Genomic DNA, 24,741 nt, shown 5'->3' with positions numbered 1-24,741 from the left:
TCCTTTTTATAAATTGTCTATTACTACAGTTTTAATGCGCTATTGATTAAAGATTCTTGCTGCTGGGCGTGCAGGGCCGGATAACCACATGCTGGCGCGGCCGAGGCTTCACGACCCGCATAGGTTAATTGAGCACCGGCAGGAATGGCTGCCCAGAAGTGGTGCTGGCTGCAATACCAAGCGCCCTGGTTCTGAGGCTCTTCCTGACACCAAACGAAATCTTTAACGTGCTGATACTGGGCGAGGATCTTTGCCATATCTTCGTGTGGGAACGGGTACAGTTGTTCGACACGGATCAGAGCAACATTATCCAGCTTCTCTTTACGACGCTTCTCGAGCAGTTCGAAGTAAACCTTACCACTACAGAAGACTACGCGATCGACCTTGCTGCTATCGAGCTCGTCGATCTCGGCAATCACGTTTTGGAAGGTGCCTTCGGCAAGCTCATCCAGGCTAGACACCGCCAGCGGATGACGCAGCAATGACTTAGGTGACATCACCACCAGAGGACGACGCATAGGGCGCACCACCTGACGGCGTAGCATGTGGTAAACCTGCGCCGGCGTCGATGGGACACACACCTGCATGTTGTGGTTAGCACAAAGCTGCAGGAAACGCTCCAGACGTGCACTCGAGTGTTCTGGGCCCTGACCTTCGTAGCCATGTGGCAGTAGCATAGTCAAGCCACATAGACGGCCCCACTTCTGCTCGCCAGATGAGAGGAACTGGTCGATCACCACCTGGGCACAGTTAGCGAAGTCACCGAACTGAGCTTCCCAAATAGTCAGGCCGCCCGGCTCAGCCGTCGCATAGCCATATTCGAACGCCAATACTGAGGCTTCAGACAATACCGAGTCAGAGATATCGATAGGACCTTGCATGTCAGACAGGTGACGCAGCGGCAGATAAGCGGTCGCATCATTTTGGTTGTGCAACACGGCGTGACGGTGGAAGAAGGTACCACGGCCAGAGTCTTGACCCGTGATACGCACGCGCTTGTTGTCATCCAAAATAGAGGCGTAAGCCAAGGTCTCGGCAAAGCCCCAGTCCACTAGCTTATCACCGGCGGCCATGGCCACACGGTCTTTGTAGATCTTAGCAACGCGCGACTGTAGCTTATGGCTCTCTGGCACATAGCTGATCTTCTCAGCCAACGCCTTCACACGCGCTAGCGGTAGCTCGGCAGGATAAGCCTCGTCCCACTCGCGGTTGAGATAAGGAGTCCAGTCAACCGTGTGCAGCGTCATTGGGCGCCACTCTTTCACCACGCAATCGCCTTTATCCAAGGCGTCACGGTAGTCGTTGATCATCGCTGTCACGTCATCGGCACCTAGCGCCTTCTCTTCGATCAGACGGTCGGCATAGATCTTACGTGGCGTTGGATGCTTCTTGATCTTGGCATACATCAGCGGCTGAGTTGCACTCGGCTCGTCGGCCTCGTTGTGGCCGTGACGACGATAACAGACCAGATCGATCACTACGTCACGCTTAAACTCGTTACGGTAATCAACCGCCAACTGAGCAACGAAGGCGACCGACTCAGGATCGTCTGCATTCACGTGGAAGATAGGTGCCTGTACCATCTTAGCAATATCGGTACAGTATTCTGTAGAACGGGTATCTTCGGTCAGGTTGGTAGTAAAGCCTACTTGGTTGTTGACCACGATACGGATACTGCCGCCCACCTTGAAGGCACGGGTCTGAGACATGTTGAATGTCTCTTGTACTATGCCCTGACCTGCGATGGCGCTGTCACCGTGAATGGTGATCGGCATGACCTGAAGGCCCGTCTTACAACCGCGGCGGTCCAGACGTGCTCTTACCGAGCCCATGACCACAGGGTTAACGATCTCAAGGTGCGATGGGTTAAAGGCCAGTGCCAGGTGCACGTTGCCGCCCGGTGTTTCGAAATCTGAAGAGAAACCTTGGTGATACTTAACGTCACCCGAACCATTAAGCTCATCACTGTGCTTACCGGCGAACTCGTCGAACAGCTCAGATGGCTTCTTACCTAAGATGTTAACCAGCAGGTTAAGACGACCACGGTGAGCCATGCCCACGACGATCTCTTTGGTACCGGCTTCACCTCCACGGTAGATGATTTCACGCATCATAGGGACGAGCGCGTCACCACCTTCCAGTGAGAAACGTTTTGCGCCGGGGAACTTGGCGCCGAGATACTTCTCCATACCTTCGGCGGCGTTGAGGCCCTCGAGGATACGAGTCTTGGTGTTCTTATCGTAATTCGCTCTACCTAATGATGGCTCCAAGCGTTGTTGGATCCAACGCTTCTCATCAGTATCTGTGATGTGCATGTATTCAGCACCGATAGCACCACCATAGGTCGCTTTCAGTGCTTTAACCAGGTCACCTAGCTTCATGGTGTCACCACCGTGAGCGAATGAACCTGTGTTGAATTCACGCTCCATATCTTCGCTGGTTAGGCCGTGGAAGGCCGGGTCCAATTCAGAGACGGTATCGCGCTTCCATAGCCCGAGGGGATCCAGATTCGCATTCTGGTGGCCGCGGAAACGGTAGGCGTTGATCAGCTGAAGAACTTTAACCTGTTTGGCATCAACTTCGGGATCGGTCACACGAGCAGCGCTCTTGTGACGACCGTCTAGCGCCAAACTACGGAAATATTCACGTACTTTAGAGTGGGCAGCTTCGGGCACATCTGCTGTTGCACCGTTGGCATATGGGAGGTTATCAAACACCGCTCGCCAGTCGTCTGATACTGACTGAGGGTCCTCTTGATAGGCTTCATACATCTCTTCTACATAGGTCGAATTAGCCCCGTTTAAATGAGACGATTCGAGCCAGGCTTTCATGATGCCTTGGTGCATTTCTATTCCTTTCAAACTTTATACACGTGTTTTTAGCCAAAGTATTGAAAATGCAATTCAGTCAAATGTACTGTAATTGCAAAATATCTGCCGCCCCTAGAGTCCAGATTTCACGGCATGTGTAGTTCCATTACATAAAAGAGCCACTTCTCACATAGAAGAAGTGACTCTCAAAAGAGCTATATAATTATTAAAATCAGCTCAGTGTGTTGCATTTAGACAGCTCGCTTAAGCAGCATAGACTTGATGTGTCCAATTGCTTTAGTCGGGTTGAGTCCTTTAGGACAAACGTCAACACAGTTCATGATGCCATGGCAACGGAATACGCTGTAAGCATCATCGAGCTCAGACAGACGCTCTTCGGTGGCGGTATCGCGGCTATCGATAAGGAAACGATAGGCGTGCAACAAACCGCTTGGACCGATGAACTTGTCTGGGTTCCACCAGAATGATGGACAAGCCGTTGAACAACAAGCACACATGATACATTCATACAGACCGTCCAGGTGCGCACGCTCTTCTGGCGATTGCAGATGTTCACGGGCCGGTGTCTTGTCGTCGTTGATCAGGTAAGGCTTGATCTTCTCGTACTGCTTGTAGAACTGAGTCAGGTCAACAATCAGGTCGCGAACCACAGGCATACCAGGTAGTGGACGTATCTCCAGCTTCTTACCCTTGAAAGTAGAAATAGGCGTGATACAGGCCAGACCGTTCTTACCGTTCATGTTAACGCCATCGCTACCACATACACCTTCACGGCATGAGCGACGGAACGCCAACGTTGGGTCTTGTATCTTTAGCTGCATCAGGACATCCAGCACCATCATATCGGTACCGTCTGCCACTTCCAGCGTGTAATCCTTCATGTAAGGCTTAGCGTCTACTTCAGGATTATAGCGATAAATAGCAATCTTCAAATTCATCTTATCTTCCTTAGTAGGTACGCTTGATCGGCGGGAAGGCTTCACGAAGCTTAGGCTCCATGTTCACCGCACGCTTGGTCATCTGCTCAGTCTCAGGATTGAACAGACTGTGGCACAACCAGTTCTCATCATCACGCTCGAGGAAGTCTTCACGTGAATGCGCACCACGACTCTCTTGACGGAAGTTCGCAGCATAAGCTGTTGCAATCGCTGTCGCCATCAGGTTGTCTAGCTCTAAACACTCGATACGCTGAGTATTGAACTCTTTCGAGTTGTCAGACAGCTTGGCGTTAGCCAGACGCTCACGAATCGCCTTAAGCTCTTCGAGGCCTTCTGCCATCGCCTCACCGGTACGGAATACCGAGAAGTTAAGCTGCATACAAAGCTGAAGATCTTTACGGATCTGCGCAGGGTCTTCGCCGTCTTTGTTGCTTTCCCAACGATTGAGACGCTCAAGTGACTTAGCGATGTCGGCATCGCTCGCATCTTTCGGTGTTGCAGTCTCATCCAACGCCTTACCCAGGTGCTGACCGGCTGCCCGGCCGAAGACCACGAGGTCGAGTAGTGAGTTACCACCCAGGCGGTTCGCACCGTGTACCGATACACAGGCAATCTCACCCACGGCAAACAGACCAACCACATCGCTTTCGCTGCCATCTTCGTTCTTACGGATCACCTGACCGCTAACTTTAGCAGGCAGACCACCCATCATGTAGTGACAGGTTGGCAGTACAGGGATTGGACCGTCGGCCGGATCGATGTGCGCGAAGGTACGAGACAGTTCGCAAACGCCTGGTAGACGTGCTTCTAGGGTCTCTTTACCTAAGTGATCTAGCTTAAGTAGACAGTGAGGGCCTAGTGGACCGTCAAGGCCGCGACCTTCACGGATCTCGGTCATCATAGAACGTGCTACCACGTCACGTGATGCCAGATCTTTCGCGTTTGGCGCATAACGCTCCATGAAGCGCTCGCCATCTTTGTTCAGCAGGTATCCGCCTTCACCACGACAACCTTCGGTTACCAGTACACCCGCGCCGGCGATACCGGTTGGGTGGAACTGCCACATCTCCATGTCTTGCATCTGCACGCCAGCGCGCATCGCCATACCAACACCGTCACCGGTATTAATGTGAGCGTTGGTAGTAGAGGCGTAAATACGACCCGCACCACCAGTAGCCAGAATAGTGGCCTTAGACTTGAAGTAAACGATCTCGCCGGTTTCGATTTCGATTGCAGTACAACCTACGATGGCGCCGTCTTCGTTCTTCACTAGATCAAGTGCATACCACTCAGAGAAAACTTCAGTCTTATGCTTAACGTTCTGCTGGTATAGGCAGTGCAGCAAGGCGTGTCCGGTACGGTCAGCCGCCGCAGCGGTACGTGCCGCCTGCTCGCCACCGAAGTTTTTCGATTGGCCGCCGAAAGGACGCTGATAAATTTTACCGTTTTCGAAACGAGAGAATGGCAGACCCATATGCTCTAGTTCGATAATGGCTTCAGGACCGGTTTGACACATAAATTCGATCGCGTCTTGGTCGCCGATGAAATCGGAACCCTTAACGGTATCGTACATGTGTTGTTCCCAATGGTCTTCATGGGCGTTGCCTAGGGCGACGGTAATACCCCCCTGGGCCGAAACCGTATGAGAACGGGTTGGGAATACTTTAGATAACAGCGCGCAGCTCTTACCTTCTTTAGAAATCTGTAGTGCAGCTCGCATACCCGCGCCACCGGCGCCAATTACGACTGCATCAAACTCACGTACTGGAATACTCACTTAAACACCCCACACAATAACAATGCCAGCAGCCAAGTAAGAAAGTGCTGCTACGACGAAGACGAATTGGAGTACGCCACGAAGGGCTACCGGCTTAACATAGTCGGTAAGCACCTGCCAGATACCGATCCAGGCGTGAACCAGGATGGCCACCAGGGCAAGAAGCGTAAACACTTTCATCGGCAAAGCACTGAACAAACCGTGCCATACGTCATAAGTGAGAGGCGAACTAGCTGCGATGAATCCTACTAAGAAAATGGTGTAACAAGTAAGGATCACGGCACTAGCACGAAGAAGAATAAAATCATGAACGCCACTGCGTCCAAGACTCGCTGCATTTGTTACCATACCCAAATCCCCGCAATGATTGACCATGCCGCAGCAATAACGAAGGCGGCTTTCGCTGAAGCGTTACCCGATTCCAACTCTTCCCAACGACCGGTATCCATGATCAGATGGCGTACGCCAACAATCAGGTGGTAACCCAGTGCGGTCAGAATTCCCCAGACAACGAACTTAACGATAAAGGTATCAAATAGAGATTGAATGCCTGCGAAACTCTCAGCAGATGCGAGTGATTCACTCAACATCCAGATAAGAATGCCGACGGCAAACAGCATGATGACACCGGAGACACGGTGTAGGATTGACGCAATCGCTGTTGCAGGAAAGCGAATGGTCTGCAGATCTAGATGGACAGGTCTTTGCTTTTTCACGTTCTGCTCACTCTGCTCCATTGAGCATTATTTTTGTTATTGAACCTCTTTCGAACGAAATTTGACCAGCAAGCAAACTTACCACCTCCTCTCGCCTCAAAAGGAAAGTTGAAACAAACAGTTAACTAATTCAAAAATCACTAAATAAGTATGTAAATAATGGTCTTCGAATTGGTTTGTTTGCAGCTCTTTCGAGCCGAAGCAAGTATACGCCCCACAAATGTCAAATACAAACATCACATTATGCAAATTTTGTTTTTTTGGTAAAAAAATCTGCCAAGTCGCTGTATTGGCGGGCACTTACGTCAAATTAAGACCATGGTCTAACGAATTTAAACGCTTATTTAAATTGAAATGTGATCTAGATTCACTGTAAAGTATTGGCGTTTGACAAAGCCGCACTCACATAAGAATGAAGTAAGGAGAACGGGGTATGGCTGATAATATAGCCAAATTGGAACTACCAGGGAACGATTCGATTGACCTGCCTATCAAGAAAGGAACGGCGGGATTTGATGTTATCGACATCAGCAAACTCGGTAGCAAAGGTCATTTTACATTTGACCCAGGATTCCTAGCGACAGCATCCTGCGAATCAGCTATCACTTACATTGATGGCGCCCAAGGTATACTTTTACACCGTGGTTACGCGATCGACGAACTTGCCGTCGATTCAGACTATTTAGATCTTTGTTATCTACTGCTTTACGGTGAGTTACCTAACAAGGCTCAATACGACAAATTTGTTTACACGGTTAAGACTCACACTATGGTTAACGAGCAACTGGCTTCGTTCTTCCGTGGTTTCCGCCGTGACGCACACCCAATGGCCATGCTGTGTGGTGTGACAGGCGCATTGTCTGCATTCTACCAAGACTCTCTTGACGTTAACGACGAACATCACCGCGAAATTGCGGCGTTTCGTTTAGTCTCTAAGATGCCGACTATCGCCGCTATGTGTTACAAGTATTCAATTGGTCAGCCATTTGTATACCCACGTAACGACCTAAGCTATGCGGGCAACTTCCTAAGCATGATGTTTGCGGTACCTTGTGAAGAGTACAAGGTTAACCCAATCATCGAGCGCGCCATGGACCGTATCTTTATTCTGCACGCGGATCACGAGCAAAACGCCTCGACTTCTACCGTGCGTCTAGCCGGTTCATCGGGTGCCAACCCATTTGCATGTATCGCAGCGGGTATCGCTTCACTATGGGGCCCTGCACACGGCGGCGCTAACGAAGCTTGCCTGAACATGCTGGAAGAGATCGGTACTGTCGATCGTATTCCTGAGTTCATCGCTCGTGCTAAAGATAAGGAAGACCCTTTCCGTCTGATGGGCTTCGGTCACCGGGTCTACAAGAACTTCGACCCTCGCGCCAAGGTTATGCGCGAAACCTGTCACGAAGTACTTGCAGAGCTTAAGGTTAATGACCCACTACTGGATGTGGCGATGGAACTTGAGCGTATCGCACTGGAAGATGAGTACTTCGTATCGAAGAAGCTCTATCCAAACGTCGATTTCTACTCGGGCATCATCATGAAGGCTATCGGCATTCCAACCAGCATGTTCACCGTACTGTTCGCCCTTGCGCGTACCGTTGGTTGGATTGCTCACTGGAAAGAGATGCTGGATCAGCCTGGTCACAAGATCAGCCGTCCACGCCAGCTCTACACAGGTTCGGCAGAACGCGACTTCGTCAAACTGGACCAGCGTTAATCACTGCGGCCTAATCTTAAAAAGCATCCCTAGGGGTGCTTTTTTTATGCCTCTCTTTCATCCCTCCTTCTTCCATTTCATCCCACATCGTTCTGACTTCCGCGCCTTCTGATGCCGACCCTTCTGTCGCTGACCTTTTATATCCAGCCTTAAACGCCGAAGCTTATATGAGGAGTGTTAACCCCCCTACTTTATATGACTAAAGTTATATGACTAAAGTTTGGTGCCTTGAGTTTTTATCGACGACCGACTCCCTTGCGCCCTTTGGTTTGTGTCATCGTCGCCATGCAAGATAGGGTTAATACTTGAGATACATTTTGTATCAAATCCAATTTGCACTGACCTTGGCAATAGGTCTTAACTGTAGATTAGTCAAAAGCATCACATGTTAAACATTTTCGCTACAAACCAGTTAACAAACTCACCGCGCCCGGGCAGGATTTGATGTAAGCAACTGATATAAATAGGTTTAACTTTTTGGCACGCGTTGTGCTTACTAAGGCTAATTGGATAAATAACATAGGTATCTTCACATGGAATCTTTTTCAAAGTTTAAGTTGGCACTCCCCCTACTTTTTGTTGCCGTACTCAGTGCATGTGGCAATGAGGAAACAAAGAAAGAAGAAGAAAAGTACGCCGTCCCCGTCGAAACCACGACCGTCATACAAGGTGATGTTTCCTCTTTTTATAGCACTACAGCTACCCTGGAAGCCCCTCAGGAAGCAGACGTGGTCAGTCGCATTGCCGGGCTTATCGAATCCATTAAGGTAGAAGAAGGCGATCGCGTCACCAAGGGACAGCTGTTAGCGGTTATCGATGCCAAGCGCCAACGCTACGACTTAGCCCGTTCGCAGGCCGAAGTGGAGATCATCGAGCAGGAGCTCAACCGTTTGAAGAAGATGAGCAATAAAGAGTTCATCAGCGCCGACTCCATGGCCAAACTCGAATATAACCTACAAGCGGCGATTGCCAAGCGCGACCTTGCCGCGCTGCAAGTTCAGGAGAGCATGGTGCGCTCCCCTATCGACGGTGTGGTCGCCAAGCGCTACGTGAAGGCCGGCAACATGGCTAAAGAGTTTGAACAGCTATTCTATGTGGTCAATCAAGACGAGCTATACGGCATAGTGCACCTGCCAGAGGCACAGCTTCAGAGCCTGCGTTTAGGCCAGGAGGCCGAGCTTTATGCCAACAAGCATACCAAAGAGACCATACATGCCAAGGTGCTGCGGATCAGCCCCATAGTGGATCCCCAAAGCGGTACCTTTAAGGTCACGCTATCGGTTCCCAACCAAAACGCACAGCTTAAGGCGGGTATGTTTACTCGCGTAGAGCTGAGATACGACACCCACAGCAATGTGATCACAGTGCCCTACAACGCCGTAGTCAATCAGGACAACCAATACGCCCTGTATGTCGTCCAGGGTGAAAATGCCCTGCGCCGCGAAGTTGCCCTAGGTTATCGCGAGGCCGATACCGTTGAGGTAGTCTCAGGGCTAGAGCCGGGCGAGCAGATAGTGATCCGCGGTCAACAAAACCTGAAAGATCAATCCTTAGTTGAAGTGATCAGCCAACTAGACGTTGCTCGCGCACAACAATAACGGGAACTTAACTTATGTCGATTATTAATACTTCCGTTAAACGGCCGGTATCCGTGTGGATGTTTATGCTGGCGGTGATCCTGTTTGGCATGGTGGGCTTCTCTCGCCTGGCGGTGAAACTCCTGCCGGATCTCAGCTACCCCACCATCACCATACGCACCCAATATGAAGGCGCGGCACCGGTAGAGGTAGAGCAGCTGGTCTCTAAGCCTATCGAAGAAGCCGCCGGTATAGTGAAGGGGCTGCGCAAGATTAGCTCCATCTCCCGCTCAGGCATGTCCGACGTGGTGCTCGAGTTTGAATGGGGCACTGACATGGATATGGCCAGCCTGGAGGTCAGGGAAAAGCTAGATACCATAGAGCTACCACTGGATGTCAAGAAGCCACTCTTGCTACGCTTTAACCCTAACTTAGACCCAATCGTGCGTCTGGCGCTCTCCCTGCCCGACGCCGATGATCAGTCACTCAAGCAGATGCGCACCTTTGCCGAGGAGGAGCTTAAGCGTCAGCTGGAGTCACTCAGCGGTGTCGCCGCCGTCAGGCTCTCGGGCGGTCTGGAGCAAGAGGTGCATATTCAGCTGAACCAGGAGAAGCTGACTCAGCTTAACCTGAACGCCGACAAGATCCGCGAGCGTATCGCCGCCGAAAACATCAACCTCTCTGCCGGTAAGGTAGTACAGGGCGAGAAAGAGTACCTGGTTCGTACTCTGAACCAGTTCAACTCCTTAGATGAATTGGGTCAGATCATCGTCTATCGCGATAACCAGACCCTGGTACGTCTGTTCGAGGTGGCGGACATCATCGACGCCCATAAGGAGCGCAACGACATCACCCGTATCGGCTCGGCCGAGTCTATCGAGCTGGCCATCTATAAGGAAGGCGATGCCAACACGGTTGCCGTGGCCCGCAAAGTCACCGCTAAGCTCGATACCCTGAAGAAGCTAAACGAGAAGGCGGAGCTTAAGGTGATCTATGACCAGTCAGAGTTTATCGAGAGCGCCGTGAGCGAGGTGACCTCGGCGGCGCTGATAGGTAGTCTGCTGTCTATGCTGGTGATCTACCTGTTCCTCAGGGACATAGTGCCGACCCTTATCATCTCCATCTCGATCCCGTTCTCGGTTATCGCTACCTTTAACATGATGTATTTCGCCGACATCAGTCTCAACATCATGTCGCTGGGCGGTATCGCGCTGGCGGTGGGCCTTTTGGTGGATAATGCCATCGTGGTGCTGGAAAACATCGACCGCTGCCGCAAGCTGGGCATGAACAAGCTCGACGCCGCGGTGACAGGCACTAAAGAGGTGGCTGGGGCTATCTTCGCCTCCACCATGACGACGCTGGCGGTATTTGTACCACTGGTATTTGTCGACGGTGTTGCCGGCGCCCTCTTCTCTGACCAAGCCTTAACAGTGACCTTTGCCCTACTCGCCTCGCTGCTGGTTGCGCTCACCACGATTCCTATGTTGGCATCGCGAGAAGGCTTTAAGGCCCTGCCACATCTGGTGCAGAAACGCGAAAAGCCGGTTCTCGACACTAAGTTTGCCAAGGTAAAGCACTATGGCGCCACCGTCTGCTCTTTCCCCTTCGTGCTATTGTTTAGCTACTTGCCATCACTGCTGCTGACACTGGTATTAATGCTTAGCCGCGCATTATCCTGGCTTGCGGGCCTGATCATGCGCCCCATCAGCGCGGTATTTAACTGGTTCTATAAGTTGCTCGAGAGGGTTTATCACAAGCTGCTGCGCCAGGCGCTGAAATTCAGCTGGCTAACAATGGCCATCGCCCTCACTCTCACTATAGGTACCATGAGCCTAGTGCCAAGACTGGGCATGGAGCTGATTCCGCCGATGAACCAGGGTGAGTTTTATGTCGAGGTCTTGTTGCCTCCGGGCACTGAGGTGAGTGAAACCGACAGAGTCCTACAGAAGCTGGCCTTGTCCATCAAGGACAGAGAAGATGTTAAACATGCCTACAGCCAAGCCGGTAGCGGCGGCCTGATGACCTCAGATACATCGCGCGGCGGCGAAAACTGGGGCCGTCTGCAGGTGGTACTCGCCGATCATCAAGCCTTCGATGCGGTCACCCGAGTGCTGCGCATCACGGCTATGCGTATCCCTGAGCTGGAGGCCAAGATCCAACATCCGGAGTTGTTTAGTTTCAAGACACCACTGGAGATTGAAGTGATTGGTTATGATCTGGCCCAACTTAAACAGACCGCGGATAACCTCATCAGCGCCCTGTCGGACTCAGATCGTTTCGCCGACCTCAACACCAGCCTGCGTGATGGCCAGCCAGAGCTTAGCATCCGCTTCGATCATGCTCGTCTCGCCGCGTTGGGCATGGACGCGCCAACCGTCGCTAACCGCATCGCCCAGCGCATCGGTGGCACTGTGGCCAGCCAATACACGGTACGCGACAGAAAGATCGACATCCTGGTGCGCAGCGAACTCGAGGAGCGCGACCAGATAAGCGATATCGATTCGATGATCATCAACCCCAACAGCAATCAGCCTATTCCACTGAGCGCCGTTGCCGATGTCTCCTTGAATCTGGGCCCCTCTGCCATCAACCGTATCAGCCAGCAACGCGTGGCTATCGTGTCAGCTAACCTCGCCTATGGCGATCTTAACGACGCCGTGCTGGAGGCGAGAAGCATCATAGACCAGCAGAATCTGCCTAGCTCGATTCAGGTGCGCTTCGGCGGCCAGAATGAAGAGATGGAGCACTCGTTCCAGTCGCTGCAGATCGCCCTGATCTTGGCCGTCTTCCTGGTGTACCTGGTTATGGCGAGTCAGTTCGAGTCCCTGGTGCATCCGCTGCTTATTCTTATCGCCGTACCTATGGCGGTAGGCGGCAGCATCTTTGGCCTGTTCATTACTCAGACCCACCTGAGTGTAGTGGTCTTCATCGGGCTTATCATGCTGGCGGGTATCGTCGTTAACAACGCCATCGTCCTGGTCGATCGCATCAATCAGCTGCGTCAACAAGGCATCGAAAAACTCAGCGCCATCGAAGAGGCCGCCAAGTCACGTCTGCGCCCTATCGTCATGACCACGATGACGACGGCTCTGGGTCTGGCGCCGATGGCACTGGGCTTAGGCGATGGCAGCGAGGTACGTGCGCCCATGGCGATCACCGTTATCTTCGGTCTGTCATTGGCCACCCTGCTGACACTCGTGGTGATCCCAGCGCTATACGCCCTGTTCGATCGCAAGGCCTTTAACGCGCCGGCCGAAGTGGCTCATGAGGGAGAATCAGCATGAATATCACCCGGTTAGCCCTTGCCAGACCCGTGACCACCAGCATGTTCTTCGTGGCCATACTGCTCTTTGGTCTGGCCTCGAGTCGCCTGTTGCCGCTTGAGATGTTTCCCGGCATCGAGATGCCCCAGGTGTTGATTGAAGTCCCCTACAAGGGCTCAACCCCTGCCGAGGTGGAGCGTGAGATCACCAACGTCCTAGAAGAGTCCCTCGCCACCATGGGGGGGATCGAGGAGTTGAGATCCCGCTCGTCGCAAAACGGCGCCGAGATCGAGCTTAGAATGAAGTGGGGCGAGAATGTCTCCACCAAGAGCCTGGAGGCCAGGGAAAAGGTGGATGCGGTGCGCCACCTGCTGCCTAAAGATGTCGAACGCGTCTTTATCCGTCAGTTCTCGACCGCCGACATGCCTGTGCTGACAATACGTATCTCAAGTGAACGAGAGCTCTCTGGCGCCTTCGATCTGCTGGATAAACAGCTGAAGAAGCCGTTAGAGCGAGTCGAAGGTGTCTCTCAGGTGACCCTGTATGGCGTCGAGCAGAAGCAGATAGAGATAAGAATCGATGCCGATAAGCTCAGTGCCACAGGAATAAGTAGTGCCATGCTGCAGCAAAGATTGGGACAGGAGAACTTCATCGTCAGCGCGGGGACACTCAGGGCGAACACCCGAGTGTATCAGGTATCGCCAAAGGGTGAGTTTCGCGATCTCGACGATATTTCTGCCCTAGTGCTGATCCCTGGCGTCACCCTGGGCGATATCGCCAGCATTCGCTATGCCCTGCCCGAGCGCCTAGACGGTCGACACTTAGATCAAAAGTACGCAGTTGGCCTGGATGTGTTCAAAGAGTCTGGTGCCAACCTGGTGGATGTCTCTGAGCGTGTGCTCAAGGTGATCGAGGCGGCCAAACAAGATCAGCAATTCAACGGCATCAAGCTGTTTATCATGGAAGATCAGGCCTATGGGGTGAAATCCTCGCTATCGGACCTGCTAGCGGCAGGTCTTATCGGCGCCCTGCTCTCCTTTGCCGTGCTCTACCTGTTTTTACGCAACCTTAAGATGACCCTGGTTGTGGTCTCTTCTGTGCCCATCTCCCTGTGTATGACACTGGCGGGCATGTATTTCTTAGGTTACAGCCTGAACATCCTCTCCATGATGGGGCTACTGCTTGCGGTGGGCATGCTGATAGACAATGCGGTGGTGGTCAGTGAGAGCGTGCTGCAGGAGAAACAGCATCAAGGCAAGGCCTCGACATCCGAAGCCGTACTCACAGGGGTGAACAAGGTTGCCCTGGCGGTACTGGCCGGTACACTCACCACGGCGATTGTGTTTCTGCCCAATATCTTCGGCGTCAAGGTAGAGCTAACCATCTTCCTGGAGCATGTGGCCATCGCCATCTGTATCTCGCTGGCGGCATCGCTGTTAGTGGCGAAAACATTGATCCCCTTGATGTTAACTAAGCTGCATTTCGACATCGACACTAACCCAAAGCAGAGCAAGCTCGAGTCTTTCTACGAACGCAGCCTGGCGTGGATCTTACACAGACCCAAACGCTCAGGGCTGATTGCCGTGATCATCCTGGCCTCGACGGCACTGCCGCTGAGCATGGTCCAACAAGATCAAAACGACGGCGAGGGCAACAACCGTCTCTACATCAACTACCAGGTGGAGGGGCGTCATAGCCTAGATGTCACCGAGGCGATGATTAACCGCATGGAAGATTACCTCTACGCCAATAAAGAGGAATTCTATATCGATTCTGTCTACAGCTACTTCTCGGCCGACAGAGGCCAATCAACCCTGCTGCTACAGGAAGATTCCGACATAGATATCAAGGCGCTTAAGCGCAAGATCCGCGACGGTTTCCCCAAGTTCTCCATCGCCAAGCCACAATTTGGCTGGGGTAACGACAACAACGGCATACGTGTCACCCTCACAGGCCGTTCCACCAGCGAACTGATCACCATCAGTGAGCAGGTGGTGCCGCTGCTGGCCAAGATAGACGGTCTTATCGATGTGCGCTCTGAGCTTAACAGCACACAGCAGGAGGTGATCATCGAGCTGGATCGCACCATGGCAGCGAGACTGGATCTCAGCCTGAGTGAGCTTGCCCGCAGCGTGTCCATGGCTCTTAGGGGGTCGCCGCTGCGCTCCTTCAGACACGATCCCAGCGGTGAGCTACGTATCGAGCTGGCCTACGATAAACAGTGGCGTGAGTCGCTCGAAAGACTGAAAGAGCTGCCCATAGTGCGTCAGGACAATCGCGTCTATACCTTGCAGAGTCTGGCCGAGATCTCGATTCGTCCGCGCTTCGATACTATCCGTCACTATGATCGTCAGACCGCGCTTTCTATCGGTGCCAACCTGGATGAGATGACCACGGAAGAGGCCCAAAAAGCAATCACCCAGGTGATGGATGCGGTGCAGTTCCCCGCAGGCTATGGTTACTCGCTACGGGGCGGTTTCCAGCGTCAGGATGAAGATCAGGCCATCATGGCAACCAATATGATCTTGGCCATCGCCATGATCTATATCGTCATGGCCGCCCTGTTCGAATCCCTGCTGCTGCCAACGGCCATCATCACCTCTATCCTCTTCTCCATCACTGGGGTGTTCTGGGCGCTGCTGCTGACGGGCACCAATATGTCGATCATGGCGATGATAGGGATTCTGATCTTGATGGGTATCGTAGTGAACAACGGCATAGTGTTAGTCGACCAGATCAACCAGAAGACACCCGAGCTGGATCGCCTGTCGGCCACCATAGAAGCCGTGTGTATCACCCGTCTGCGTCCCGTACTCATGACTGTAGGTACCACGGTGCTGGGCCTTATCCCTCTGGCCATGGGTGATACCCAGATTGGAGGCGGTGGCCCACCCTATTCGCCTATGGCGATCGCCATCATTGGCGGCTTGAGCTTCTCGACGCTTACCAGTCTATACCTGGTGCCACTCTGCTATCAGGCCTTGTATCGCATGCGCCATCAGGCGGCGATCAAGCTAGGCAACGCCGACAGGTTCACCCGGCGCATCATGCCCTGGGCACACTAAAGACTCCCCAAATCAAAGGCTGCATCTTGCAGCCTTTTTATTATGCAACTATATAAACTGAATCGGTAATAAAGAAGAAGGTCCACTTATGAACAACATCTTACGTCTCGCCCTTGCAGGCTTGCTCATCGGCAATTACGGCACAAGCCTAGGCTGCCTGGCCGCCGATGATAAATTTGCCGAGGTCGAAATCACAGCAACTAAACTGACTGAACAGGTCTACATGCTAAGTGGCGCGGGCGGCAACATAGGCGTATCGGCGGGGGAAGATGGCCTGCTGATCATCGACGATCAATTTGCGCCACTGGCAGATAAAATCAGCGCTGCTCTGGCCAACATTCAGCCCGGTAAGCCCAAATATATCGTCAATACCCACTACCATGGGGATCATACAGGCGGTAACAGCATCTTTGGCCAACAAGGCATTATTTTCGCCCATGACAATGTGCTCAAACGGCTAGCAAGTGACGAAGACTATAGCAAACAGGCCTTACCCAGCATCACTTATGATCAGGGCATTAAGATCCACTTCAATGACGACACCCTCTCCCTGATGTATCTGCCAGCGGGCCATACAGATGGTGATAGCGTGATCTTCTGGCGTGATGCCCCAGTGGTACATATGGGTGACCTCTTCTTTAAGGACAGATTCCCCTTTATCGATCTCAAGGCCGGCGGCTCTGTGGGCGGTTTTCGCGACAACGTTGCCACACTCCTCGCCAAGATCGATGACGAGGCTAAAATCATCCCAGGCCACGGCGGTCTCGCCAACAAGCAGGATCTCATCAAGTTCAAGCAGATGTTAGACACCTCTATCGACTGGATGAACACCCAGCTGAAATCGGGCAAGTCGCTCGGCGCGATCAAGCAACAAGGCCTACCCGAGGCACTCAAGCAATGGGAGTGGCAATTTATCTCTCAGGAAACCTGGATAGAGACTCTCTATAACGGCCTTAAGGCGAACTAACCTATAAGAGGTAGTAGTTCTGGCAACAGCAAACCAGTCCCAACCTGACAAATTAAAGCGCAGCTGTAAGGGCTGCGCTTTTTCATGGTAAAACCTGCCACCACTTCATGAGCCAACATAATTCCACCTCAATAACAGCGCAGTTATCAAGACACACAATGCACCCATTCTAGGAAAAAACACATAAAAACAAGCACACATGAGCTTGATGAGAACTCGGAGCAAAGCGCCATTAAAACCAGGCTGATAATCCCCGCGATTCTACGCACCACAAGGCATCTTCGGTGGCATTGACTGCACATGGAAATAATCATAATTAGATACACTATCAACTTGCGTTCGCACCAAGCTTTCCTAAAATTTAAGCATCCTATATAGCAAATGCATTGGCTGTCTTGGGGCCCCGGCTAAGGATTCAGCGTGAGTAACCGTAAGAGGAATTTAACTCACAAGGAACGTAACATATTGGTATTAAACCTCACGGATGAGGCATGTCTTGCCGATAAACAAACTAACGCTTCCCAGTGGCATTTCAATCATGCTGGCACCCTTAGTGCGGCCTACAAGGCGCTAGAGTCGTTCCCTTGCCAAATCGCCATCGCCATCATAGATCTCCCCCATCAGCAGGTTGTGCTGCGCGCAATAGAACTACTCTCAGCGCGCCAACCCGGCTTACTCTGGCTGGCGATCTCCTTAGACAGTCCTAAGAAGATGGATAATCTGTGTTTCTGTTTTACAGATTACTTCCTGGATTTTCATCACCTTCCTATAGATTGGCAACGACTCAACCACACCTTGGGCCACCTGTGTGGCATGGCTCAGTTAAATGAACGTTGGAGCAAAGAGCAGACTACACACCAGTCAAAATCTTTCTTCTTTGGTGAATCTAAGGTCATGCAAACCCTGCGTGACAACCTTTATAAGATCGCCAAGTCAGATGAAACTGTGTTGATAGGTGGCGAAACCGGTACGGGAAAAGGCCTGTGCGCCAACTTAATCCACTCACTCTCGTCTCGTAAAAATGGCCCCTTTATCACGGTTAACTGTGGCGCCCTGCCGCCAACGCTGATCCATTCAGAGCTGTTTGGTCACGAGAAAGGCGCCTTCACCGGCGCCGACCGGCAATACATAGGCCGAATCGAGCGCGCCAACAAAGGCACTCTGTTTTTAGATGAGATTGGTGATCTGTCACTCGAATTGCAAATCAATCTGCTGCAGTTTCTTGAAGAGCACTACATCGAGCGTATCGGTGGTCAAAAGACCACAGAAGTGGATTGCCGCATCATATTCGCGACCCATGTTAATCTCGAGAATGCCGTCGAAGAGGGCAAATTCAGAGAGGATTTGTTTTACCGAATCAATATCATACAAATTGAGTTACCCAGCCTGAGAGAACATAAGCAAGATATTCCTCTCTTGGCTCAAGACTACTTAACTAAACTTGCTCCACCCAATCGTCAATTTCAGTTTCACCAGGACGCATTACTCGCCATGACCAACTACCAATGGCCGGGCAATGTGCGCGAACTTAAAAACCGCATTCAACGCGCCATCATCATGACCGAAAGCGACATCATCACCGAAGCCAACCTGGGCATTAAATTCGCATGTTCGGCAAACGATGACTCCGATGTGGTCGATCTGGCGCAACACAGAACCGAAATTGATACCGAACTGCTATTGGCCGCCATTAAGCGCAATAACCACAACATCTCGGCGGCGGCCCGTGAACTCAACATCTCCCGAACGACTTTCTATCGCCTCATCAAGAAGTGCAAGATTAAGCTATAGCCAAGTCAGTGGCACCAAACGAGGATCGACTTATGCCATCAACTCATTCGACAGTGATAGTCTGCCTATCTTTACTGTTTTTCGCTGCAGCCTGTCAGCAAACAAATGATGACAAACAAGAACAGGAGATTGCCTATCTGAAACAAGAGGTTGGCCAACTTCAACAACAAGTGGCCATCATGGGCAGTCAGATCAAAGAGATACACACAGTAGTCATGAGAGGCCAGAAGCTGCAACATCGCAATCTACCGACACAAAACAACCCAGATGAGGATGGTAAACTCCCCTCCATAGGAAAAGCCACGGCTCGAATAGCCATCATTGAATTTTCAGATTTTCAATGCCCCTACTGCAAGCGATATATGGACAATACCTTCACCAAGATCAAGAGCGACTATATCGACACCGGCATGGTGAAGTATATTGCTAGGGACTTCCCTTTAGGTTTTCACCCTAAGGCCAAAGGGGCTGCCATTGCCGCCAACTGTAGCCTGCAACAAGACGCCTATTGGCCTATGCGCGATGCGCTGTTTAAAAACATGCGACAGCTAGGGGAAAAACTCTACCAAGACACGGCGACACAGCTCTCTCTGGACATGACTAAATTCACTGCCTGCCTGAAAGATCAAGCCATCATGAATAAGATTAAGCAAGATATAAGCTATGGCTCATCGGTAGGTGTTCGTGGCACCCCAAGCTTCCTCATAGGAAGACTGGAGAACAATCGGCTGCTCAAACCTAAGCTTCTTATCGGGGCGCAAAGTTTTGACGTCTTTAAAGCCAGCATAGATGCCCTGGAACCGTCTCCCCAAGCCAACTAACTCAAATAAATCGCCGCAAAGTGTTTTTGAACGAAGGACCTTTAATTTGCTCACTTTTCAACTTTGCGGCGCAACAACCAGGCTCGCACAATATCTCTCATTTAGCTTTGCCAAAAATTGACGAATCCGAAACTCTTTTCGCCCATCACTAGGCTCTTGTCCACCTCAAGTTTGAACTTTGCACTGTGTTCCACATTTGTAACACACCGGCTCCCCCACCTAAACCATAAACCACACAAAGCACTGAATATCATTGACTTACCCTTTTGGCCTAATGCTTGCTGTTAATAGAACATCGATTTGGATACTGCATATGGACAGCCTTTTTTTCACATCCTCTGCAGTTACTAAAAAGCGGCATACGCCGAACAAGTAAGTCTAAGTAAACACTTTTGAGAAAATGATCCTGGTTTTGATGGCAGAAGTTAAGCCATAGCAACAAGGAACAGAAGTCATCAAATTTGTAGGAGATACGACAATGAGATTCAATAAACTTGCAATCATGTGTTGTGCAGCCTGCTTTACCGCTGCGAGCGCATTTGCCGCCGACGATCAACTCGAACTCGACGGTAACGTAAAATATGACAATATGAATGACTGGGAGCAAGTCATTGAGAACGGCGCTGGAGCAATAGCAATTTCAGTCGATAGAGAAACAGGTCAAGCAGGCGTTATACCGGATCTGCCACCCAAGACAATCTTCTGGAAAGGGGGCTCGAAAGATATCAACGATGTCACCGAGTGGTGGTACAAGGACGGTTCCGTCCCCGATAAAGATGATATTAGAAACGGTATCGCCGCGGCCTATCGTGACGGTAATAACGATCTCATCTTCTATTTTGGCGCCGACCGTTATGCCAACAGTGGTGACGCGATCTTCGGTTTCTGGTTCTTCCAGGCCGATGTTGGCCCTGACGGAGCCAATCGATTTACCGGTCAACATACAGATGGCGACCTATTTATTGTGATGGAGTATCCACAAGGCAGTAATGCAGAACCCTTCGTCCAAGTCATGGAATGGCTTGAAGGCGGCGGTGATGTGTCAGACAACCTGAAAGTGCTCTACAACTCTGAGGCCGATGCAGCCACCAGTGCTAAATGTGACGCGCTAAATGTGGCGGAAGAAGCCTGTGCGATCACCAACGAAGACGACTCACAGATGACAGTGTGGGACTATATGGCCAAAGATGGCTCAACAGCTACTTATCCCCACGAATCATTCTTTGAGGGTCGAGTGAACGTTAGTGAGATCTTGGGAGATAATATCCCATGTTTTAGCAGCTTCTTAATTGAAACGCGTTCCTCACGTTCTGAAACCGCTCAGCTTAAAGACTTCATCGGTGGTGAATTCCCACTATGTAGTATCATGGTCACTAAAACCTGTAAGGTAGAAAGACTAGCGCTAGCCAGTGACAACACAACGAAAACCTATGTCGCTTCATTCGAAGCAACCGTTACCAATGACGGTTCGGGTGCTTATGATGCTGACTTCCCACTCATGCTAGTGGATGATGCTGGTACACCTCTAGACACAAGCGATGATGTTGTCATTGACGAAACAGTTGGTTATTTCAACGGCGGACTAGGACTCCCAGGTGGAGAATCGTTCACCTATTCAGGCACTTTCTTTACCGATGACAATCCACCAATGAACACCATAGAGGCAACTGTAGACTTTGGTAGCTCCTCAGCTAGCGACGAATATACTATCGAATGTAGCTCTTTGGATCTCAACCCAGCGATTGATTTAACCAAAGTCTGTACATCAGAGCTGGTTGAAGATGGTGGCGAGGTAATATTGAGTGTCGACTACGATATCGTCTCTTGTAACTTAGGTGATGTCCCACTAGACGCAACCATTACTGATGCGACCGTTGATCTATTGGCATCTTATACATTAGACATAGCACAAGCCTGTGAACTCGATACAGACTGTGCAGTCGGTAGTTGTGACAATGGTCTATGTCTAGAAGCACCGGGCCTAGTCAATGGCGATCCAGTTTGTGCAATAATATCTGATACTTACAGACCTAGCACGCTACCTACTGGCAATAGACTGAATTCTCAAAATACAGTCACTGTTTCTGCATACTCAATATTTGATGTAAATGAAACTGAAGAATTGACAGATGAGGTAACGGCAACCTGTCCATTATGCCCAATACAACCTGAACCTCAACCTGAATAGAGATTTATTCGGAGTAATGACACAGCCACCTGCTTTCGCAGGTGGCTTTTTTTAGCCAGCATGATAAAAGACGTGTTGGCATTGGTGATAATAATCGTAAAGGCTTAGACTTAGTCGAGTCTTTGTCTCCCCAAGGTATTACCATTCACCTCGACGAAATCATCTCTCGACCAATATCCACCTAACAGGCGAAATGTCACTCTGCCACTCTCGATTTCCCATCCTCGGCACCTCAAGAATGGGCACTTTAGGTAACGGATTCTGGGATGCATAGCAAATAGCGGCGGCAAGCCATAAAGCCCTGAAAGAAATCACAGCACAATTGCAGGAAGCCTTGTTGTGACTACTTGTCAACGCCAACAAAAAAGGGCCTTATGGCCCTTTTTTGTTAAGAATACACTCTAAAACTATTTGTTCTTGCCTTTACCACCAGGCTTTCCACCACCGTCGCCAGAACTAGTTGTCAGGCTGACTTTAACGGTTGCCGTGGCCTGCAACTCACCATCGCTTATCGTATAAGTAAAGCTATCGCTCGACTTAAATGACTTAGCAGGTATGTAAGTGATAGTGTTATCGCTATTAATCACCACACTTCCCTTAGCCGGTGCGCTAACCGTAACAACAGTAAGCTGATCACCCTCGGCATCGCTATCATTGCCTAATACGCTAATAATGCCACTTGTCTTACTACTGAGTGTCAGTGTATCTGCCAGGGCAACTGGTGCCGTGTTAACACTCGTCGCTTCTACCGTGATAGTTTGCAACAGTTCAGCATTCGTCTTACCGTTACTAGGTGTTGCAACCAAGGCGAGCTGCTGAGCACCTACATCACCATTAACTGTCAGGGTATAATTAACGGTAACAGTCTGCTGTGGTGCCAGCGTCATGGCAGATTGCTCCCACTGACCAGTCCATCCTGTTGGCAGAGTCGCGGCAAGTGACACATTGGTGCTTGGACAATCTGCAGAATCGTTGTTAGTCAGGCTATAACTTAAGCTTTTTTGCTCCCAGGTTTGCATACTACCCGAAGACATAGCGGTTAAACTTGGCGCCTTGGCGATACAAGTGGTTGCGCTTGAGTGACTAATGCCTACTGTTGCCTGATAGCCGTCAACTGCCAGCAGCTCAATTGTCACACCATTATCTGCATCATAAAAAGTCTGGCCAACACCTATGGTACTATCGGTCCAATCGCTGCTGGTGCTCATGGGCGTACTATCGAGTAGGTAGCTGCTACCAGGCGTGTTTTCAGTCCCCTCACGCAGAATAATTGAATCTGCTAGGTTGGCATATTTGTCGAATAAAAATGCATCAAATCCCGTTGGAGTGCGATATTCCAAGTAGTAGTAGCGTGCATTACCATTCGCGTCGTTACCAAGATAGACTTTTGCAGCAAGGGTGCTGTTGCTTTCTAAAGATTCGTAATAATCTAAGGTGATCACTTGGTCACTGGTCACAGTGGTAACTTGATTATTTAACCAACCCAGGCGTTCCTTTTGGAATGCATTGAAATGGGCTCCCTCATCGGCTCCCCCCATTGCATCGTAGATATCACCGTACTCAGTTGTTGAACAAGTCCCTTCACTAACAGACTCACCACAATCTTTGCTGTGCGAGTGATGTAACCCAAGGTTGTGGCCAAGTTCATGTACAACTGTCTTAATCTGGAAATTTTTAATCCAGGTACGCCCTGGGTAACCTGCCACAGTGCCCTGACCAGACCAACGACAACCCAGATTTGCTTCGATCACATACATCACGTGATCATAGTCATTTGGCTCAAAGCCTTGATCACGGGCTATTATGTCGGCTTCGTTACCGATAGCTGTGGTATCACATACAAATTTATCAAGCGGAAGGGTCAAATATCCTATGGTATCGCCGCTCAAACTGACGTTCCCATTTGAGTTTTCCAGATAGAATGCATTACCTTGATTAAAAACCAAGTCATTCGCTTGTTCGACACTTGCATATTCACTCGAAGAGTTTTCAAATTTCACCAGCATCACTAGCACGCTGCGGTCACCGGTCACGGTGATGGCATCTAAACTGCTAGTCGTCGAAGTCGCAGAGCTGACTCCGCCGTCAAATAAGGTAATTTGCTCAGGATAGAGATTAGGATTTTTAAGCACGCTATTTGGCAGCGTAACTTCCTGGCCATTTCTCAGCTCGAGGTTTTTCCCAACAAGATTGAAAGGCACGACACTGCCGTCGTCCAGCGTCAACTTATGATGTAATTCTGGGAGTTCTCCATCCTGATAGTCGGTATAGGCAACACTCAAGACACCTTTTAGTTGATGTTCACCGACTTCGCTTTGAGCAACTGATATAGATGAATGAGTATCAGCATGAACAGGCATAATAGCTGACGCAGACAGTAAGCCAGCCCCCATTAAGCCAAAACCGAGGGTTTTCAGGAAAGTAGATGTAGAATTGGTACGCGCAACAGCGCAATGAACTGAACTCATAGCTAGGACCTCTCAAAGTCAACATCACTTCGAAAGCTCCAAGTACAAGTACAAGGCTCTATCAACGCTCATTCGGTAGCCCAGCCACCCTTTTGCTATGCAATTAGGGCCTGTGGCTTTGCGTACATTAATTACTTAATGCTTGCCGTTTCGAGAGTGCTTTCGAACTAAACCTCCAGGCTGCTTCAGCCCAGAGAATTCGGGCATTCTAGCAATTAATCTCAGTCAATCTCAACCAAAAATTGATCATTTTTTAATCAATTTTTAAAACCCCATGAAAATCAATGCGCAACGAATAGCTAAAAGTTGTCAAAACAACAAACCTTGGTGTAAAACTCGACGCAGAATTACATAAAAAGTTGATTGCACCAAATTATCAACGAAGCTCAGAATTAAAACCCAAGACAGCAAGTTTTACCTCATCATGCACAAGCGATCGCGTCGTTCTGACATAGAATTGACTGCTGGAGGGATGAAAAGCGGGAGAAAGCTTAGGGTCTGTTTATCTTTTGAGAACAAATTTTGTTCTAATTGAGCACGTTCAAATCGCGGCATGAGGCTTGAAGTATAGTTATTCTATATAAAAGCCGAGTAACAAAGAGTTGAACGTACTCAAGAC

14 protein-coding genes and 1 riboswitch are annotated in these 24,741 nt (G+C 50.3%); of the genes, 8 read left to right on the top strand and 6 right to left on the bottom strand.

All coding sequences use genetic code 11. The annotated features are described in order from the left end of the window. Positions 1-23: 23 nt before the first annotated feature. The 5 genes from sucA to sdhC all read right to left on the bottom strand — a co-directional run bounded on the left by sucA (position 24) and on the right by sdhC (position 6,283). Positions 24-2,846 (bottom strand): 2-oxoglutarate dehydrogenase E1 component, encoded by a 2,823-nt coding sequence (gene sucA / locus L2731_RS09705; protein WP_249252909.1) that lies wholly within the window; start codon positions 2,844-2,846, stop codon positions 24-26. Positions 2,847-3,061: 215 nt separating this feature from the next. Next, a complete protein-coding gene (locus L2731_RS09700; RefSeq protein ID WP_239850295.1) occupies positions 3,062-3,769 on the bottom strand; it encodes a succinate dehydrogenase iron-sulfur subunit in 708 nt (235 codons plus the stop codon). Between the two features lie 10 nt (positions 3,770-3,779). Then, positions 3,780-5,546 carry a succinate dehydrogenase flavoprotein subunit gene (gene sdhA, locus L2731_RS09695; protein ID WP_041511548.1) on the bottom strand — a complete coding sequence of 589 codons (1,767 nt, stop codon included), beginning with the start codon at positions 5,544-5,546 and terminating at the stop codon, positions 3,780-3,782. Continuing rightward, positions 5,547-5,894, bottom strand: coding sequence for a succinate dehydrogenase, hydrophobic membrane anchor protein (sdhD, locus tag L2731_RS09690; RefSeq protein WP_041511549.1), 348 nt, complete (start codon positions 5,892-5,894; stop codon positions 5,547-5,549). After that, a complete protein-coding gene (sdhC, locus tag L2731_RS09685; protein ID WP_041511550.1) occupies positions 5,888-6,283 on the bottom strand; it encodes a succinate dehydrogenase cytochrome b556 subunit in 396 nt (131 codons plus the stop codon). Before sdhC ends, sdhD begins: the two co-directional genes overlap by 7 nt. A gap of 412 nt (positions 6,284-6,695) precedes the next feature. On the opposite strand from sdhC, the gene L2731_RS09680 reads away from it, so the two are divergent. The 8 genes from L2731_RS09680 (at position 6,696) to L2731_RS09645 (ending at position 21,654) form a co-directional block, all read left to right on the top strand. Continuing rightward, on the top strand, positions 6,696-7,982 hold the full coding sequence (locus tag L2731_RS09680; RefSeq protein ID WP_041511551.1) for a citrate synthase: 1,287 nt from the start codon (positions 6,696-6,698) through the stop codon (positions 7,980-7,982). A gap of 533 nt (positions 7,983-8,515) precedes the next feature. After that, a complete protein-coding gene (locus L2731_RS09675; RefSeq protein WP_041511552.1) occupies positions 8,516-9,580 on the top strand; it encodes an efflux RND transporter periplasmic adaptor subunit in 1,065 nt (354 codons plus the stop codon). Positions 9,581-9,594: 14 nt separating this feature from the next. Then, on the top strand, positions 9,595-12,843 hold the full coding sequence (locus tag L2731_RS09670; protein WP_249252907.1) for an efflux RND transporter permease subunit: 3,249 nt from the start codon (positions 9,595-9,597) through the stop codon (positions 12,841-12,843). Beyond that, positions 12,840-15,887, top strand: a complete 3,048-nt coding sequence (locus L2731_RS09665; RefSeq protein WP_249252905.1) for an efflux RND transporter permease subunit — start codon at positions 12,840-12,842, stop codon at positions 15,885-15,887. Before L2731_RS09670 ends, L2731_RS09665 begins: the two co-directional genes overlap by 4 nt. A gap of 88 nt (positions 15,888-15,975) precedes the next feature. Beyond that, on the top strand, positions 15,976-16,854 hold the full coding sequence (locus L2731_RS09660; RefSeq protein WP_249252903.1) for an MBL fold metallo-hydrolase: 879 nt from the start codon (positions 15,976-15,978) through the stop codon (positions 16,852-16,854). A 420-nt stretch (positions 16,855-17,274) separates the two neighbouring features. Further along, positions 17,275-18,645, top strand: coding sequence for a sigma-54 dependent transcriptional regulator (locus tag L2731_RS09655; protein WP_239850289.1), 1,371 nt, complete (start codon positions 17,275-17,277; stop codon positions 18,643-18,645). Between the two features lie 32 nt (positions 18,646-18,677). Next, complete coding sequence (locus tag L2731_RS09650; RefSeq protein WP_249252901.1) at positions 18,678-19,466, top strand: DsbA family protein; 789 nt, start codon at positions 18,678-18,680, stop codon at positions 19,464-19,466. A gap of 478 nt (positions 19,467-19,944) precedes the next feature. Beyond that, complete coding sequence (locus L2731_RS09645; protein WP_249252899.1) at positions 19,945-21,654, top strand: hypothetical protein; 1,710 nt, start codon at positions 19,945-19,947, stop codon at positions 21,652-21,654. A gap of 407 nt (positions 21,655-22,061) precedes the next feature. Here the strand turns inward: L2731_RS09645 and L2731_RS09640 are convergent, their stop codons facing one another. Beyond that, the gene (locus tag L2731_RS09640) at positions 22,062-24,122 is read right to left on the bottom strand and encodes an Ig-like domain-containing protein (RefSeq protein WP_249252897.1); all 2,061 of its coding nucleotides are present in this window, start codon (positions 24,120-24,122) and stop codon (positions 22,062-22,064) included. A 71-nt stretch (positions 24,123-24,193) separates the two neighbouring features. Further along, a riboswitch (cyclic di-GMP riboswitch) is annotated at positions 24,194-24,279 on the bottom strand. Between the last annotated feature and the right edge of the window lie 462 nt (positions 24,280-24,741).

It is taken from the genome of Shewanella aquimarina, assembly GCF_023349185.1.
In the GTDB taxonomy this organism is placed as follows: Bacteria; Pseudomonadota; Gammaproteobacteria; order Enterobacterales; family Shewanellaceae; genus Shewanella; species Shewanella aquimarina.
This window is presented reverse-complemented; position numbering and strand designations above follow the sequence as displayed.

Bases quoted from the DNA above. Each gene is read 5' to 3' on its own strand.
- sucA (WP_249252909.1), bottom strand. From the start codon at position 2,846: ATGCACCAAGGCATCATGAAAGCCTGGCTCGAATCGTCTCATTTAAAC.
- L2731_RS09700 (WP_239850295.1), bottom strand. From the start codon at position 3,769: ATGAATTTGAAGATTGCTATTTATCGCTATAATCCTGAAGTAGACGCT.
- sdhD (WP_041511549.1), bottom strand. From the start codon at position 5,894: ATGGTAACAAATGCAGCGAGTCTTGGACGCAGTGGCGTTCATGATTTT.
- sdhC (WP_041511550.1), bottom strand. From the start codon at position 6,283: ATGGAGCAGAGTGAGCAGAACGTGAAAAAGCAAAGACCTGTCCATCTA.
- L2731_RS09680 (WP_041511551.1), top strand. From the start codon at position 6,696: ATGGCTGATAATATAGCCAAATTGGAACTACCAGGGAACGATTCGATT.
- L2731_RS09675 (WP_041511552.1), top strand. From the start codon at position 8,516: ATGGAATCTTTTTCAAAGTTTAAGTTGGCACTCCCCCTACTTTTTGTT.
- L2731_RS09670 (WP_249252907.1), top strand. From the start codon at position 9,595: ATGTCGATTATTAATACTTCCGTTAAACGGCCGGTATCCGTGTGGATG.
- L2731_RS09665 (WP_249252905.1), top strand. From the start codon at position 12,840: ATGAATATCACCCGGTTAGCCCTTGCCAGACCCGTGACCACCAGCATG.
- L2731_RS09660 (WP_249252903.1), top strand. From the start codon at position 15,976: ATGAACAACATCTTACGTCTCGCCCTTGCAGGCTTGCTCATCGGCAAT.
- L2731_RS09650 (WP_249252901.1), top strand. From the start codon at position 18,678: ATGCCATCAACTCATTCGACAGTGATAGTCTGCCTATCTTTACTGTTT.
- L2731_RS09645 (WP_249252899.1), top strand. From the start codon at position 19,945: ATGAGATTCAATAAACTTGCAATCATGTGTTGTGCAGCCTGCTTTACC.
- L2731_RS09640 (WP_249252897.1), bottom strand. From the start codon at position 24,122: ATGAGTTCAGTTCATTGCGCTGTTGCGCGTACCAATTCTACATCTACT.